Here is a 15784-nt window from a genome sequence, read left to right as displayed (position 1 = left end):
CTGCCAGCTCTAGAAAGTAAGATTGAAAGCTTTCCTTACGCTATCCCTCCTATTCCGCAAGCAATTGCAACCCATAGTAATGTTACCAATTCATTCAGTTGCAGAAAATACCCCGCCAAGTCTCCTGTTATTCCACCAAATTGTTTCCTAGACACATGATAATGGTAGCCAAACATAAGTAATGAGCAAACAATTATACCTATTCCAAGAAAACAATCTATCCACAATAGCACAGCAGAGCAGATCACACTATACACAATCATCGTGACTTTTACACGACTTTTATGTGACAAATCTGAGAATGTTGCTGCAAGCCCCGTATTCTTCGCAAGTGGAAATGTTACAACACTTAATCCACTTAATGCTCTTGTTAACACATACGCAACCGCTATAACGGGAAGTCCTCTGCTTGGAATCTCGCTCCATGCTCCTAGTGACAAGATAAAGTAACACATTGCTCCAATAATCGCAAATGCTCCCGTATGAGGGTCTTTCAAAATCTCTAACTTTTTCTCTCTATCTCCATAGGAATGAAGTGCATCTAATGTATCTAGTAATCCATCAACATGGATACCACCTGTAAAAAAAATCGGTATCACACTCATTAACGCTGCAAAACATAAACTCCCAACATGAATATGTAACAATAACGTACCAATTCCATACACAATTGCTCCAAGTACTGCCCCCACAAGAGGAAAGAAGCAAAATGCGTATTTCATATTTTTCTCATTCCAATCAACTCGTGGCATTGGTATTTTTGAATACATTGAAAATGCAATGATACATGCAGCTAACATCTCAGCATTCCTCCCTTATGATAAATCGGTATTGTATATACTACTTCTATTACCTCATCTGCCATCTCAGCCAACGCTTTGTTAATCGCCCCAAGATAGTCTATATATCTATTTGTTTCTTCATCGTAGATAACCCCATCACTGAATACTTCATTTGTCACAATTACCACGTTCTTTACCTGTTCTTTCATCGCCATTACACCATCAATCACTTGTTTCACAGTATCCTCATGTGACCCATTCTCTTGGTACATCTCATTGGCAACTAGATTTGACATACAGTCAAGTAAGACCGTATTTTCCTGCTTCAGTTCTAATGATTTCAAATTCACATAACATTCTCTTGTCGTAAAATTCTTCTCTTTTCGCATTTCTCTATGTCTTGCTATCTTTCGTTCTGCCTCTTTATCAAATGCAACCATTGTCGCTATATAGATTAAATCCTCTTTACTATAAGCTAACGTTCGGTTCTCAGCAAATTCCGATTTTCCGCTTCCGCTCCCACCTGTAACTAGTGTCATCATTTATCAAACACCTCATAATTATCTATATTAATATCTGCAAATGTATTCATTTCACGATATACTGCCAGTCCCATATCAAGTAGCGGCAATACTACTACTGCTCCAGTGCCTTCCCCTAGACACATATCACATGTAATATATGGTTCTAACCCAAGTTCCTTCAAAACCATTTTCCCAGCCGGCTCTTTCGAAACATGAGATGGTATCATATAATCTCTTGCAAATGTATTTATTCTCGCTGCTATGAGTGCCGCAACCGCACAGATAAATCCATCTATTACAATCGGTATCTGATACAATGCTCCTCCAAGAAACGCACCAACAATCCCAGCGATATCAAGTCCTCCAACTTTCAAAAGTACATCTATCGCATCGTTAGCATCTGGTTTGTTTATCTCAATTGCTTTCTTAATCGCTTGCACTTTTCGCTCTAAGCCTTCATTCGTAAGCCCTGCGCCCTTTCCTGTAACAAGTTCCACAGGTTTATGTAGTAATACGGATGCAACGGCACTACTTGTTGTTGTATTTCCAATTCCCATCTCACCAGTAGCTAAAATTTCATAGCCTGTCTCTTTGCATTGCTTCACTGCATCTATTCCGATAAGAATTGCTTTCACCGCCTCTTCTCTTGTCATTGCTGCTTCTTTGGTCATGTTCTTTGTTCCGTATGCTACTTTCAACTCTTTTTTTGTAATACTTGGAACATCAACTGCAATGCCGATATCAATTGGCATCACGTCTGCTTTCGCAATCTGTGCCATCTTGCACACACTTGTATTCCCTTTCGAAAAATTGTCTGATACAATCGCTGTCACTTCTTGACCAGTCTGCGTAACTCCTTCTGCAACAACTCCATTATCCGCACAAAATATTAGCAGACCACGCTTATCAAGTTTATAGTCACACGTTCCCTTCATACCAGCGATATCTATTACTGCTTTTTCTAATTTTCCTAGACTAAATAGTGGTTTCGCTATATTTAGCCAATGGTTTCTTGCGTTCTCGATTGCTATTTCATCTCTTGGTTTTATTTCTTTAATCTTCTTCCATAAAGACTCCTCTAACATAACGTTCCCCCCTTCTTTTCTGCATTTTTTATTTTTCGCCCTCTTTTGAAACTACACTCCATCGTTACAGTTTCTATTTCTTATGCATTTCTATCTCTTGCACATTTCCACAAAATGTTTCGCAGCTCTTGGATTACTTGGATAATACAGATGTGGATATCCATACAATTGATTATCCTTAACATGCATTGTTGGATAAGAGATTGCCGAAGACGTTTTCGTCGCAGTATAATCCTCGCCTGTGTTTGTACTATCCCAATAATGAAACTCGTGTCCTCGAATGCTTTCATCTTTATCTAAGTATGCGTTTTGCTCATTCGCCGTTACTGTAACATAGCCAAAACGTACTAATCGCTTTGTCTTAAAACATTCCCCTTTAACTGCACCTACCATCTCATACCATGCTTCATCCTTACCTTGCATCTGTTCATGCAGATACATAAATCCACCACATTCCGCCATACATGGCATATTAGATTGAATTGCATGATAAATAGATTCTCGCATACTTTTATTTTCTTCAAGTTCCCTTGCATACACTTCTGGATAACCGCCACCTAGTAATAATCCATCAAGATTTTCTGGTAGTTCTTTATCCTTTAGTGGTGAAAATGGTACTAATGTAGCTCCCATCTTGCGAAGCATATGAAGATTTTCCTGATAGTAGAAACAAAATGCTTTATCGTAGGCATAGCCAATTCGAAGTGGTTTCTTTTCTACTTCACTTGGCTTTTCTATGTTCAAATTACTTGCCACAGTCTCCGTAGTTTCTTCCACCTCAAACTCTGGCGCATTCTTCGCAATTTGAAGAATCAAATCTATATCAATACTATCTCTTGCAATCCCACTAAGATAATCTAACTGCTCTTGTAGATTCCCTATTTCATCAGGCATTACCAAACCAAGATGTCTACTCTCTAATTGAAAATTAGTTAAAGGTGGCAAGAAACCAACAACTGCTATGTTTGTCTGTTCTTCAATAACAGGCTTAATTCTTTCATACATTGCTTTCTGAATTCCATTTAGAAGAATCCCTTGAATATTACTGTCCTCACGAAACTGTGCAATTCCTTGAATAATCGGGGCAAGTGACAAGCTCATTCCTTTACAGGAAATTGCTACAATTACAGGTGTTTTCGTTTGCCTTGCAACATCATAGGAGCTGGCGGTATCTTTCCCTAGCTCCATTCCGTCATAATACCCCATTACCCCCTCAACAATCGTTATATCTGTATCAATACTATTTTGATATAAAATCTCTCGTACCGTTTCAGGTGGTGTAAAGAATAGATCCAAATTAGCTGTCTTTGCACCTGTGATAGCTCTATGAAACATCGGGTCGATATAATCTGGACCACATTTACACGCAGCAAGTGCCAAATTGCGACGTTTTAACTCTTGTAGTATTGCGCAAACCATCGTCGTTTTCCCACTTCCGCTTGCAATTCCTGTTATCATTACTCTCGGAACTTTAACATTTCGTTTGCCTGTATTGTTCAATCTAAAGCTTCCTTTCTGTCTATAATCATAGGTAATTGCAAAACTCTCAATATACTTGACGGCTTCTTGATTAACGTACGCTAACTAAAAAACAATAGCAAAACATCTATAGCACTTCTTGGTGTATACTCTATAACCTAGGAAGGCGAGGCATGGACGCCGAGCCAGCCCGAACTGAGGCAGGATGCCGAATTGAGGGCGTTTCCGTAACTTCTGTATATCTTATCTGTATACACCTAGAAGTACTTAGATGTGTCGCGTGTTTTGTGTTAGCGTATGTTAATCAAGAAGCCTACACAAAATAAATTGAGTTTTGCAATTACCAGTCATTCTCTTTGCCATGTAATTATATAAATCGGATTCTGCCCTGTCATCATATGATAGTTTCCTAATGTTCTCGCTTTAGAAACTTGAAGTTGAATGACTTCACTCAAAATCTCTGGATGTTTTTTCTCAAATTCTACTGCTTGTGCTACTGTCTCAAGTGCAATTGCATTTAATACAATGCGAGTATTCGGATTCTTCTTCCATATTGTATGAACGATATCTTCTAAATTCCCAGTCGTCCCTCCAAGAAATACATGTGTTGGTGCTGGCAATGACTCAAGTACCTGTGGTGCAAGACCTTCTACAATCGTTAGGTTATCCACACAAAACTTTCTTTTATTCTGTTTTATCAACTCTATTGCTTCTGGATTTTTCTCTATCGCATAAACTTCGATATCTGGTGACTTATATGCTATTTCAATTCCGATAGAACCTGTCCCAGCTCCCACATCATAACAAATTGCATCTTTTGTTAGCTTTAGCTTACTTATACTTACTTCTCGAACTTCTGCCTTTGTCATTGGTACATTACCACGAATAAATTCTTCATCATCAATACTTAAATCCATTCCACTACAAGGATTCGGATTTTCAATAATCACTGCTGCTAACTCCTGTTGCTCACCTGTATAGCCTTGTTCAATATTTATTGTCTGAATCATTTCATTTGGATAAGATAAGCACTCACCTACATGAAGTTTTACCTGTGTCATGCTATATTCTAACAACAATCCACAAAGTTCATTTATACTGTTCTTACCACCCAATAGAGCAAATGTATATGTATTATGATGTACTCGATTAACAATCGCATTCGATGTTCCATGAAGTGAAGTTAAGCACATATCCTCCCATGAAATTCTACACTTAGATGCCAAATATGCTACCGTAGATATCCCCGAAATCATCCTAACATCACAAAATTCTAACGCCTGCAATAATTTTTTCGCTCCACTACAAAAACCAACATCACCAGAGAGAAGAATCGCCACTAACGAATGATTTAAACCTTTCACATACGATTTAATCTTTGAAGCATCATATTCAACATAAACCTCTGGAAGAGTTCCCATCTCTTCTCTTTCCCTCCATATAGAAGTATTCTGAAAGCTATCTACCATACGCTTCGCACCAATCACAACAGAAACCTGACGAAGAATATCTACAGCCTCTCCAGTCAAAGAGCACTCCGCACCCATGCCAATTCCTATAAGATATACTTTCTTATCCATCTGATTTCTCCCCATTTATTTTAATTGTGAAATACTTGAATCCTTATAACACTTCCCTGTAACCTCTAGGTGTTACCATTTTTCCTGCAACTATTTTGGTTTGGCTATTCCCTATAAATACCGTTGTGAACATATCAACATCAGTTTCCCTCAACTCTTGTAACGTAAGTACCGTAAACGCTTCCCCATCTCTTCCGATATTGCGTACATATCCACAAACCGTTTCTGGTGACTTGTACTCTAACATATAGTCACAGGCTTTCATTAGATAGTCTGCCCTTTTCTTACTTGAAGGGTTGTATAGACAAACGGAAAAGTCTGCTTCTGTTGCCGCTCTAAGTCTTGCTTCAATCTTCTCCCAAGGAGTAAGAAGGTCACTAAGACTAATCACTGCGAAATCATGAATTAATGGTGCTCCAAGCACACTTGCACCAGAAAGTGCTGCGGTAATGCCTGCTATGATTTCTATAGTAACGTCCGAATATCTCTCCCCTACTTCATAAATCAAACCAGCCATACCATATACACCTGCATCACCGCTGCAAATCATAGCAACTGTCTTACCCTTTTTTGCCTCTTCAAACGCTAATTCACAACGTTTTACTTCCTGTTTCATCGGCGTTGTTATAAACTCTTTATCTGCAAAATGCTCTTTTACTAAATCAACATAAACTGTATAGCCAACAATTACATCGCAAGACTCTAAAATTCTAGCTGCCTGAATTGTCATCTGCTCATAAGCCCCAGGCCCGATTCCTACTACATATATTTTACTCATAATGACTCTCCCCTTTTATTTGTTAATCATAATTTAGGTACTTGCGAAACTCTCGATACATTAGACTGCTTCTTGGTTAACATACGATAACAGACAAAACGATAGCGAAACATCTGTAGCCCTTCTTGGTGTATACTACACAACCTAGGAAGGCGAGGCATGGACGCCGAGCCAGCCTGAGCTGAGGCCGGATGCCGAATCGAAGGTGTTTCCGTAACTTTTAAAGATTTATCCGTATACACCTAGAAGGACTTAGATGTGTAGCGTGTTTTGTGTTAGCGTATGTTAACCAAGAAGCTCAGAAACATAAAGTAGAGTTTCGCAATTACTCACTCGCCTCACGAAACATTGTAGTAAATGCCGGATTATATAGTTCCGAACGTTCATACTCTCCATCTAATACATTTCCCACTACAATAAGTGCTGTCTTTGTTATATCATTTTCTTTCGCAGTCTGTGCTAATGTTTCAACCGTACAACGATACACTTTTTCATCAGGCCAAGTAGCTTTATACACAATTGCAGCTTTCGTACCTATAGGATACCCGCCTTTTAATAGTTCTGCCTGCAATTGTTCTAGTAAACCTGTACTTAAAAAAATCACCATCGTCGCTTGATGCCCAGCTAACTTCGCTATTTCCTCTTTCTCTGGGACTGGTGTTCTGCCAGCCATACGAGTAATAATTACAGATTGCGATACATTGGGTAATGTGTATTCTGCTTGCAATGCAGAAGCCGCACCACAAAACGAACTAACTCCCGGACAAACTTCGTATGGAATGTCATGCTTCTTTAGTTCATCCATCTGCTCTTTTATTGCACCATATAGGCAAGGATCACCTGTATGCAATCTGACAATCTTCTTATTATCTTGATATGCACATACCATCACTTCAATTACTTCTTCCAAAGTCATATATGCACTATTGTATACCTCGGCAGATTCCTTCTTATATTCTAACAACTCTGGATTCACCAATGAACCAGCATAGATAATTACATCTGCTTCCATTAATAAACGTTGCCCTCTTACCGTAATCAAATCAGCAGCGCCTGAGCCTGCTCCTACGAATTGAACCATCTATTTTTCCTCCTTCACGATTAACAGGGAATAATAACTTGCATCATCTGGTATGTCCTCGCAACTTGTGTAAATGTTTTCGTCCTCCATACCACAATTTTCAACCATAACTACGTCATTATGATGGGTACGAATATATTCTTTTACCATCGGCATTTTACTTGCTACTTTCATAAAAACTTTCGTGCCACTCATCGTCAATGCTTCCTCTACTCCATAAGAACCCGGTATGATATGCAACTGTTCTGAACGTTCTACCAACCCTTGATTCATTCTCGCTGATGCGGCACAAAAAGAAGGTATTCCACTTATTATTTGTGCCTCATATCCAGCTTTTACAATACGTGCATGTACATAGAGATAGGTTGAATATACTGTTGGATCACCTAATGTGATAAACGCAATCTGCTTTCCTTCATTCAGTAAATCTTGAATCGCTTCTGCGGCTTTGTCATATCCTTCTTCTAATCTCTTTTTATCCTTCGTCATAACGGTTGGTACATATAAGATTGCTTTGCTTGCGATTTCTGGTACACCTTGAACTGCTATGTTGTATGCAACACAACCGTTACGATAGTTATCATATTTTTCATTACTTACTGCTTCTTCTCTATATTCTATAAACGGCTCTTCTAATGAATTATCTGTAACTGCAATCGCAATAATATCACTTCCCTTTAGCAAACGAACCGCCTTTAATGTCAATAACTCCGGGTCTCCCGGCCCTGTTCCTATTCCGTATAATATACCTTTCACTTTACAATCCATCTATTACTCCTTCTGTTTGAGCAAGTAAACCATGCTTCGTCGAAAATACAACTATTCCAACATCAATATTCGAACCCACTCTATGTTGCACATGAAGTTCTATTCGGCTCAGAATTCTCTTCATAACACCTTCTAAATGTCCCACTTTTTCTAATATAGATATCATCTCATCTGTTGTAATTGCTTTTTCTAGTGCTTGTAATGTCGCCAATTCAACACCCTCTAATGCCGCATTTGCCAAAAATATTTCCATTCTCGCATCTGCTTGTCTTGAATGCGTGTTCATAATTCCTGCGGCAAGTTTAACTAATTTACCAATATGTCCAACTAAAAGAATTCTCCTATAGTCAACTTCTACTGCTGTATCTAAGGCTTCTCCTATATAATTACTACATTTCACAGCCTTATCAATATCGATATGAAGCGTTTCACTCAAGAAGTCCGCACCATAATTACCCGGTGTAAGAATCAATACTTCTTGTTGATTCGCCTTCTTAACCTTAATCTCTAACTTAATGGAATCAATTAATGCGCTTTCACTCATAGGTTCTACAATTCCTGTTGTACCCAAAATTGATATCCCACCTACAATCCCTAGTCTTGGGTTAAATGTCTTTTTCGCTATCTCCACACCTTGAGGTATCTCAATCACAACTTCTAAACCACCATCATAACCACTTTGTCTACAAACCTCTTCAACCTCGTGCAGAATCATCTGTTTTGGTACTTTGTTAATCGCGGCTTCCCCAATCTTTTGCGATAATCCAGAAAGCGTCACCCTTCCAACACCAATACCACCATCTAACGTAATTTGATTTCCTTGCACTCTCCTAACTACCGCATATACTAATATTCCATTTGTCACGTCGGGGTCATCTCCACTGTCTTTACGAATGGCACACCGTACCACATTATCTTCCCTGTGAATATCTTCAACCTCCAGATGTAGCATAATACCTTTGGGAGTCAGCAAAGATACCTTCGTTATATCGCAATCTTCCAACAGCATACAAACAGCCGCCTTCGCAGCCGCTGCCGCACAACTCCCTGTTGTGTAACCACTGCGAAGTCGTTTTTTCTTATCCGTAGATATCTCTGATTTCACTTTAAATCCTCCCGCCTATTAATGAATTTGTAGTATTACAATGATGTCAGCTTGAACTCACTTTAAGTAGTATATTTTGTCTATCACTTCTTTATCATTGTCCTAACTTAATGTTAACAATGTCGTAAATAGTTATTGACTAAAGCTTTTCTGTACTTGTGCACCAGCAAAGTAGATATGCAAAACTTCGTTATCTTCCCTTGCTTCTTCGATGCTGTACTTTAACTAAAAAACAATAGCGAAACACCTTAGAACTTCTTAGTGTGTACAACAGTAACTTAGGAAGACGAGGCATGGACGCCGAGTCAGCCTGAGCTAGGGTGTATCTGAAAAATGCTTGTACTGGGCTGTTCACTCCACTTAGTGGGATGGAAGTTCAAAATTCAGGAGATGTAGTGGGCTACATTGACTGAATTTTGAGCTTTCAGACCGCTGAGTGGAGGGGGCAGAACAATGCAATGATTTTTCAGAGACGCCCTAAGGCAGGATGCCGAATCGAGGGCGATTCCGTAACTTTTTGACACCACTCGTACACACTTAGAAGTCCTTAGGTGTGTAGCGTGTTTTGTGTTAAAGTACAGTAGCGAAGAAGCCTAGAAAACCTAAATAAGTTTTGCTTCAAAAACTATTGCTTCCTCCACATGTCGTACAAACATATCTTGTACCACTTCAAGTTCACCTAAACCTTGCAATTTACATTCCACTTCATATCCTGCCTCTTCAAGAATGGACTTCCATGAATCCTCTTCCTCTCCAGCCATATCATTCTTCGCATGCTCTCCTGCAACAATCATGAATGGAAGAAGTAATACACTTTTGCAACCACTCATTTTCATAAGTCCCATCGCATCTTCAAGTGTTGGATATCCCTCCACAGTTGCCATAAAGATTCTTGAATATCCTTCTGCTCGAAATGTATAATCAATCGCTGGATAAACTGCATTTGCATGATGACTCGTCCCATGACCCATAAGCAAAATTGCTTTATCATCTCCAACATGATTTTCTTCAATGATACAGTTTACTAACTGCTTATAATCCCCTGTATCTGATAGTAGTGGTTTTCCTATTCGAACACTGTTAAATTGCTTTACATAATCCGATAAATCCTCTAACATACTCTCATTTTCAATTCCATTGATAACATGAGTTGGTTGAATAATCACATCTGTGTATTCCTCATCAAGCAACTGCTCTATTGCTTCCTTTATCGTTGGTACATATAGATTCTCTTGCTCTCGTAATTTCTTGATAATAACTTTACTTGTAAATGCGCGAAATACTTGATAATCCTCATATGCCCCTGCAATTCTTTGTTCAATTGCTTCTATTGTTTTCTTTCTTGTATCTTCATAGCTTGTACCGAAACTAACTACTAAAATTGCTTTCTTCATTCTTCTATAAACTCCTCTTTATGAACTACATATATTAGGTAATTGCGAAACTCAATTTAGCTTGTGTAAACTTCTTGCTTAAAGGACGGGTATTCATTACATATAGAAAATAGTTTCAACTTCACCTACCAACGCCTCAATAGACCTTGGACATTCCTTCAACTCATCTATCACATTCGCTTCACATAACGAATGATACACCTTCATAACATTTGGTTCTTCGATATATGCCTTTGTTCTTAACTCCACATTCCCAAATATATTTTGTGGCGTATCTTTTGCTAATAACTTACCATCACTGATAACAACAATTTGATCCGCCCATGCCATTGCATAATCGCTATCATGTGTCGCCTGAATAACCGTAATTCCTGACTCACATAGTTCATCAATCAATTTACTCACGATTCGGCTATGATAGGAATCCAGTGCTGCCGTCGGTTCATCAAACAATATAACCTCTGGATTCATCGCTAAGATATCCGCTATCGCTACTTGCTTTTTCTGTCCACCACTTAGAAAATGTGTCGGTCTTTTCCTAAGATGTTCTATATGAAGAGAACTCATAACATCCTCTACACGTTCTCTTACAACTTCTTTGTCTAGTCCGAGATTCATAGGCCCAAAAGAAATCTCTTGAAAAACATCTGCACTAAATAATTGATTGTCCGGGTTCTGAAACACAATTCCAATCTTTTGTCTCAGTTGCTTTAGACCTTTTCTATTATATATAATCGGCTCGCCTTTTACTAAGATGCTTCCCTTCGTTGGCTTACGTACTCCATTCAAGCATAGAAACAACGTTGATTTTCCCGAACCATTTGGCCCCATAATAGCAATCTTTTCACCTTTTTTGATTGTTAGATTCACATCTTGTAATGCCATTGTTCCATCTTCATATTCAAAATCTAAATTTTTTATCTCTATCATATTTTTGTCCATATATAACAAACGATTCCCTCTATTATAATCACACTAATCACCATAATTGTTTCCTGTATTGTCGGTCGCTCAATTGTACTTAGCACACCGATATCACCATCATAACCTCTTGATTCCATTGCAGTAAACAATGCATCTGCCTTTTGATATGCACGTAGGAACAAGACTCCACCCATCTTAGCTGTTGATTGCCTAGAAGTCTTTCCGTCCTTGTATCCTAGTCTACAATCCTGTGCTACTATAATTGCATTTCCTGTTTCTAATAGTAAGAATATAAAGCGATATATCAGATACATCAATTCTATCACAATCTTAGGAATGTGGAGGCTTCGAAACACTTGAATCATATCAATTACTGGTGTTGTTAATGCAATAAAATACAAACAAGTAATTGATGCAAATGAGGATGCAAACAGTATAATTCCTCTTGATAAAGAAGATGTGGTCATATAAATATGACCACTTGCCAAAGATATAAGAATATCTGTCGATGCTGTATGTCCGAATTCAAACACAATCGTTACTGTACTTATTACTAAAAAAATTAGTGGTATACAAAGCAATCGCAGATATGTCTTAACTTGCATCTTTCCTCCTAAAACAACGAGTGAAAACATCATGATAAATATACATAAGGAAACCATACAATCTCGACACAAAACACATAGTAATAAGTTACTTACTCCAAAAAGTACCTTACTATATGTATTTTTTCCTCTTAACTTCGAGCTGTATGCCCACTTATCCATCATAATCATAGAGATGCCTTCTCCTTACGACTTCTTTCTCTTAAAACACCAAGACCATATCCAAAAACACCAGCTCCAAGTGCTGCTTGTAAACAGAATAATAGTGATTCTGTCTCCCCACCTGGTGGTTCCATAACAGGACTTGCCCAAGCTTCATACTCTGGATTAATCTCTAAGATAATTTCTTCGACTTGGCCATCTGCTCCACCAAATTCACTATCTCGATTCATCGCTAATGGTATTACAGCAATTAACACACATAACACAAGTAATATGATAACTATCTTTTTCTTACTCAACTTCACGCAACCCCTTTCCTTTTCCTAATCCAAGTTCCTCTAATTCTGTCTTAGCAAATGATTCAAATGCGATAACAACAACTACCGTTAAGAAACCTTCAATAATCGCAAGTGGTATTTGTGTAATAGCAAACACGCCCATAAATTTAACAACGGAAGCCCAGATACCACCATCTGTAGCAGGAAATGCAAGTCCAAGTTGCAATGAAGTCACCATATAGGTAAACAAATCTCCGAGTGCCGCTGCTAGAAATACTGCTACATAGCGAGAACCTTTACATTTGATTACTATTTTATAGATAAGATACGAAACAATTGGTCCAGCAATCGCCATTGAAAATGTATTTGCACCAAGAGTTGTTAAACCTCCATGTGCAAGTAAAATTGCTTGGAATAATAACACGATAATACCAACGAAAGCAGTTGCTCCTGGCCCAAATAGAATTGCACTAAGTCCAGTACCTGTAGGATGCGAACTACTTCCTGTTACTGATGGGATTTTGAGTGCTGATAGTACGAATGCATAAGCACCCGCCATAGCAAAGATGAGTAGCAATTTTCTGTTTTTCTTTAATTGCTTACTAATTGAAAATGCACCATACACTAGGAACGGAATACATACAGCTCCCCACATAACACAAAAGCGTAGTGGTAGAAATCCCTCCATAATGTGCATTGCTGATGTTGCTGGTGCAACACCTAGAATAAGGGCAACCAAAATAGATGCCCTAAAAACATGTTTCTGATTTTTAGACATAAAAATCCTCCTTCTCTTTCTACTTCTTACCTTTAAGACACAACAACAGGTACGAAAAGAAAGAGAGGAGGTATTGTTTCATTCCTTGCTCTCTAATTAACTACCTGGTTATATCCCCGTAACCTTGCAAATTCATCTTCAGTCGGGTGTTCTGGCTTGGGCGTCAATCACAGTGCTTCGCCTTCCCATTATTCACAGTGACATAATGAAGCACTCCTATTCCCATACAGCAGCGGGTACTGCGCAGGATTCTAACCTGCTTCCCCATTCATGGATAATCCATGAATAATCCTAAAGATAAAAAACTATATTGAATTTACTTAACTAGGGTAACATGTGGATTTCTGCTTGTCAATATACGACATAAACATTATAATAAAGAAAATATTGAGGAGAAATGAAAATATGAATAGAATAGATAAAATTAAATTTACTAGTGAAGAGAAAAAAAGAATGACAGAAGAGATTCAGTATTTTTTTGAAAAGGAAATAGATAGAAAACTTAGAAGCTGATTTTTATGCACTATATAAATAGCGACATCAACGCCAAATAAATTAGAAAAAGGAGATGCATTCATGCGCTATATACTTTTCTCATTCACAAGAAAAGCTGCTGCCCTCAGCAGTCAGCTACATAAGAATATAATAGAGAATGGAGACCAATGTATCTCCTATACAACAGTAAAACAAGAGCTTCCCGATTTAATTACCAAACTAGAGCAACCACTTTCAAGACAATTAGAAGAAACATTTCATAACGTAGATGCCATTATCTTTGTTAGTGCTTGTGCGATTGCCGTTCGCTCGATTGCACCTTTCTTAGAGAGTAAAACAACAGATCCCGCAGTTATTGTTATTGATGAACTTGGACAATATGCGATTTCTTTACTATCTGGTCATATTGGTGGCGGTAATGAGCTTACCAAACAGGTTGCTGACTGGATTCATGCTACACCAATTATATCAACCGCTACAGATTTGAATAATCTCTGTGCTGTTGATGTCTTTGCAACAAAGAATAATATGTTTATTGATAATATGAAACTAGCAAAACAAGTTTCAAGTGACATACTTGACGGGCAAAAAATTGGATTATACAGTGACTTTTCAATTGAATCACAAATACCGAATGAATTAATTTTTTACTCTGCCACTAATACTATACCAAACATTTTAAAGGATTCATCCACAAATGATACGATACTAATCGGTTCAACGCCTTCCTATAGTGCACCACCTTCCCTTGGCATCATAATTGGACTAGATGACTCCAAAACAATTTTCCAAGAAAACCTCCATCTAATCCCTAAAATCATAACACTAGGAATAGGCTGCAAAAAGGGAACGCCAATAGAAACCATTAAATCCACGGTCTTACAAACACTAAGCAAACACAACATCTCTATCCATGCCGTAAAGCAAATAGCAAGCATTGACCTAAAAGCAAACGAGGAAGGATTGCTTACCCTCTGTCAAGAATACAGACTACCTTTTATCACCAATTCAGCCGAAGAACTTGCTTCTTTAGAAGGTGATTTCACCCCCTCAAGCTTCGTCCAATCCATAACTGGTGTCAATAACGTTTGCGAACGAGCCGCCCTATATCAAAAACCTCAAGGAAAATTTATCATAAGAAAAACAGCAGAAAATGGCGTTACCATCGCTGCTGTTATATCTCCATATAATATTGTCTTTGATTTTTGATTTTTATTGAAGAGCACTAGCAAATAATTTGTCCATTGCACATCTAATCATTACATTGGTCATCAATAATAGATTGAATAATAATACCTATATTGGATGTTACAATACCTTTACACAATTCAATGTTGTTATTAAGCTTCTTTTCTTGACTTATTGCTGTGAGCACATGATTTGCTAATTCCCCAATAGCCATATTTGACTTTGGCCTCATTTTAGCTTTTTTCCGAAAGATATCTTCAATATACCTTCTTCTATTATTAGCAGTACCTACCCATTCATTTTTTATAATGTTTTCGCTGTCAGGCAGAATGATTTCATCAACTGCCCCTTCAAAATGTAATAATAAGAATAATTCAAAACTAGGATTGGTAACCCCTAGTATGTTTCTTTTCTTTCCTAACTCAATTATTTCTTCATAGTTATTCTGTTGATTTTCAAAAATATCAGCATCGAATACAACAATCATTTTATCAAATTTAGGATCAAAAGGAATCTTACCATTCTTTTGTTCATCTGCAAATTTTATTAATTCCTTAGGTGAAGACAAGTTTTCATGCTCTTCTGTTTTTTCTAAATACGAAATATCAATCTCTGAGTGTATTGAAAGGGATTTTCTTATATCAATAAACTTCTCAAAATACCACTTTTCTGTATTCTTTCCCTCGCAGATAAAATAATAATGCCTATACGGTTCAATCTGTTCTCCCGCATTAGATGAACGGTTGTTCCAATTGGAGTATGTTCTTATTGGCGCCAT

Annotated in this window: 16 protein-coding genes and 1 riboswitch; of the genes, 1 reads left to right on the top strand and 15 read right to left on the bottom strand. The window is 37.8% G+C overall.

Annotated elements, in window-relative coordinates:
• Nucleotides 1–35: 35 nt before the first annotated feature.
• The 14 genes from RMR19_RS09885 to RMR19_RS09820 form a co-directional block, all read right to left on the bottom strand.
• Complete coding sequence (locus tag RMR19_RS09885; protein ID WP_310603331.1) at nt 36–800, bottom strand: adenosylcobinamide-GDP ribazoletransferase; 765 nt, start codon at nt 798–800, stop codon at nt 36–38.
• Nucleotides 794–1324, bottom strand: coding sequence for a bifunctional adenosylcobinamide kinase/adenosylcobinamide-phosphate guanylyltransferase (locus RMR19_RS09880; protein WP_310603330.1), 531 nt, complete (start codon nt 1322–1324; stop codon nt 794–796). Before RMR19_RS09880 ends, RMR19_RS09885 begins: the two co-directional genes overlap by 7 nt.
• Nucleotides 1321–2391 carry a nicotinate-nucleotide--dimethylbenzimidazole phosphoribosyltransferase gene (gene cobT / locus RMR19_RS09875; protein ID WP_310603329.1) on the bottom strand — a complete coding sequence of 357 codons (1071 nt, stop codon included), beginning with the start codon at nt 2389–2391 and terminating at the stop codon, nt 1321–1323. Before cobT ends, RMR19_RS09880 begins: the two co-directional genes overlap by 4 nt.
• A gap of 90 nt (nt 2392–2481) precedes the next feature.
• Nucleotides 2482–3891 (bottom strand): cobyrinate a,c-diamide synthase, encoded by a 1410-nt coding sequence (locus RMR19_RS09870; RefSeq protein ID WP_310603328.1) that lies wholly within the window; start codon nt 3889–3891, stop codon nt 2482–2484.
• 326 nt (nt 3892–4217) lie between these two features.
• Entirely contained in the window at nt 4218–5450 is a 1233-nt protein-coding gene (gene cbiT / locus RMR19_RS09865; protein ID WP_310603327.1) for a precorrin-6Y C5,15-methyltransferase (decarboxylating) subunit CbiT, read from the bottom strand.
• A gap of 43 nt (nt 5451–5493) precedes the next feature.
• Entirely contained in the window at nt 5494–6228 is a 735-nt protein-coding gene (gene cobJ / locus RMR19_RS09860; RefSeq protein WP_310603326.1) for a precorrin-3B C(17)-methyltransferase, read from the bottom strand.
• Nucleotides 6229–6553: 325 nt separating this feature from the next.
• On the bottom strand, nt 6554–7309 hold the full coding sequence (gene cobM, locus RMR19_RS09855) for a precorrin-4 C(11)-methyltransferase (protein ID WP_310603325.1): 756 nt from the start codon (nt 7307–7309) through the stop codon (nt 6554–6556).
• The gene (locus RMR19_RS09850; protein WP_310603346.1) at nt 7310–8065 is read right to left on the bottom strand and encodes a precorrin-2 C(20)-methyltransferase; all 756 of its coding nucleotides are present in this window, start codon (nt 8063–8065) and stop codon (nt 7310–7312) included.
• Nucleotide 8066: 1 nt separating this feature from the next.
• A complete protein-coding gene (cbiD, locus tag RMR19_RS09845; RefSeq protein ID WP_310603324.1) occupies nt 8067–9182 on the bottom strand; it encodes a cobalt-precorrin-5B (C(1))-methyltransferase CbiD in 1116 nt (371 codons plus the stop codon).
• A 602-nt stretch (nt 9183–9784) separates the two neighbouring features.
• Nucleotides 9785–10576: a sirohydrochlorin cobaltochelatase gene (locus RMR19_RS09840; protein WP_310603323.1), complete on the bottom strand. Its 792-nt coding sequence runs from the start codon at nt 10574–10576 to the stop codon at nt 9785–9787.
• Between the two features lie 96 nt (nt 10577–10672).
• Entirely contained in the window at nt 10673–11506 is an 834-nt protein-coding gene (locus RMR19_RS09835) for an energy-coupling factor ABC transporter ATP-binding protein (protein WP_310603322.1), read from the bottom strand.
• The gene (gene cbiQ, locus RMR19_RS09830; RefSeq protein ID WP_310603321.1) at nt 11503–12276 is read right to left on the bottom strand and encodes a cobalt ECF transporter T component CbiQ; all 774 of its coding nucleotides are present in this window, start codon (nt 12274–12276) and stop codon (nt 11503–11505) included. The genes RMR19_RS09835 and cbiQ overlap by 4 nt, the downstream gene beginning before the upstream one ends.
• Entirely contained in the window at nt 12273–12566 is a 294-nt protein-coding gene (locus tag RMR19_RS09825; protein ID WP_331654698.1) for an energy-coupling factor ABC transporter substrate-binding protein, read from the bottom strand. Before RMR19_RS09825 ends, cbiQ begins: the two co-directional genes overlap by 4 nt.
• The gene (locus RMR19_RS09820; RefSeq protein WP_310603319.1) at nt 12559–13323 is read right to left on the bottom strand and encodes an energy-coupling factor ABC transporter permease; all 765 of its coding nucleotides are present in this window, start codon (nt 13321–13323) and stop codon (nt 12559–12561) included. The genes RMR19_RS09825 and RMR19_RS09820 overlap by 8 nt, the downstream gene beginning before the upstream one ends.
• A 124-nt stretch (nt 13324–13447) precedes the next feature.
• Nucleotides 13448–13633: riboswitch (cobalamin riboswitch) on the bottom strand.
• A gap of 266 nt (nt 13634–13899) precedes the next feature.
• Here RMR19_RS09820 and RMR19_RS09815 point away from each other — a divergent pair.
• Nucleotides 13900–15027 (top strand): cobalt-precorrin 5A hydrolase, encoded by a 1128-nt coding sequence (locus RMR19_RS09815; protein WP_310603318.1) that lies wholly within the window; start codon nt 13900–13902, stop codon nt 15025–15027.
• 43 nt (nt 15028–15070) lie between these two features.
• Here the strand turns inward: RMR19_RS09815 and RMR19_RS09810 are convergent, their stop codons facing one another.
• Entirely contained in the window at nt 15071–15784 is a 714-nt protein-coding gene (locus RMR19_RS09810; protein WP_310603317.1) for an RloB family protein, read from the bottom strand.

This window comes from Anaerosporobacter sp., from assembly GCF_031551385.1.
Classification (GTDB): Bacteria; Bacillota; Clostridia; order Lachnospirales; family Lachnospiraceae; genus Anaerosporobacter.
This window is presented reverse-complemented; position numbering and strand designations above follow the sequence as displayed.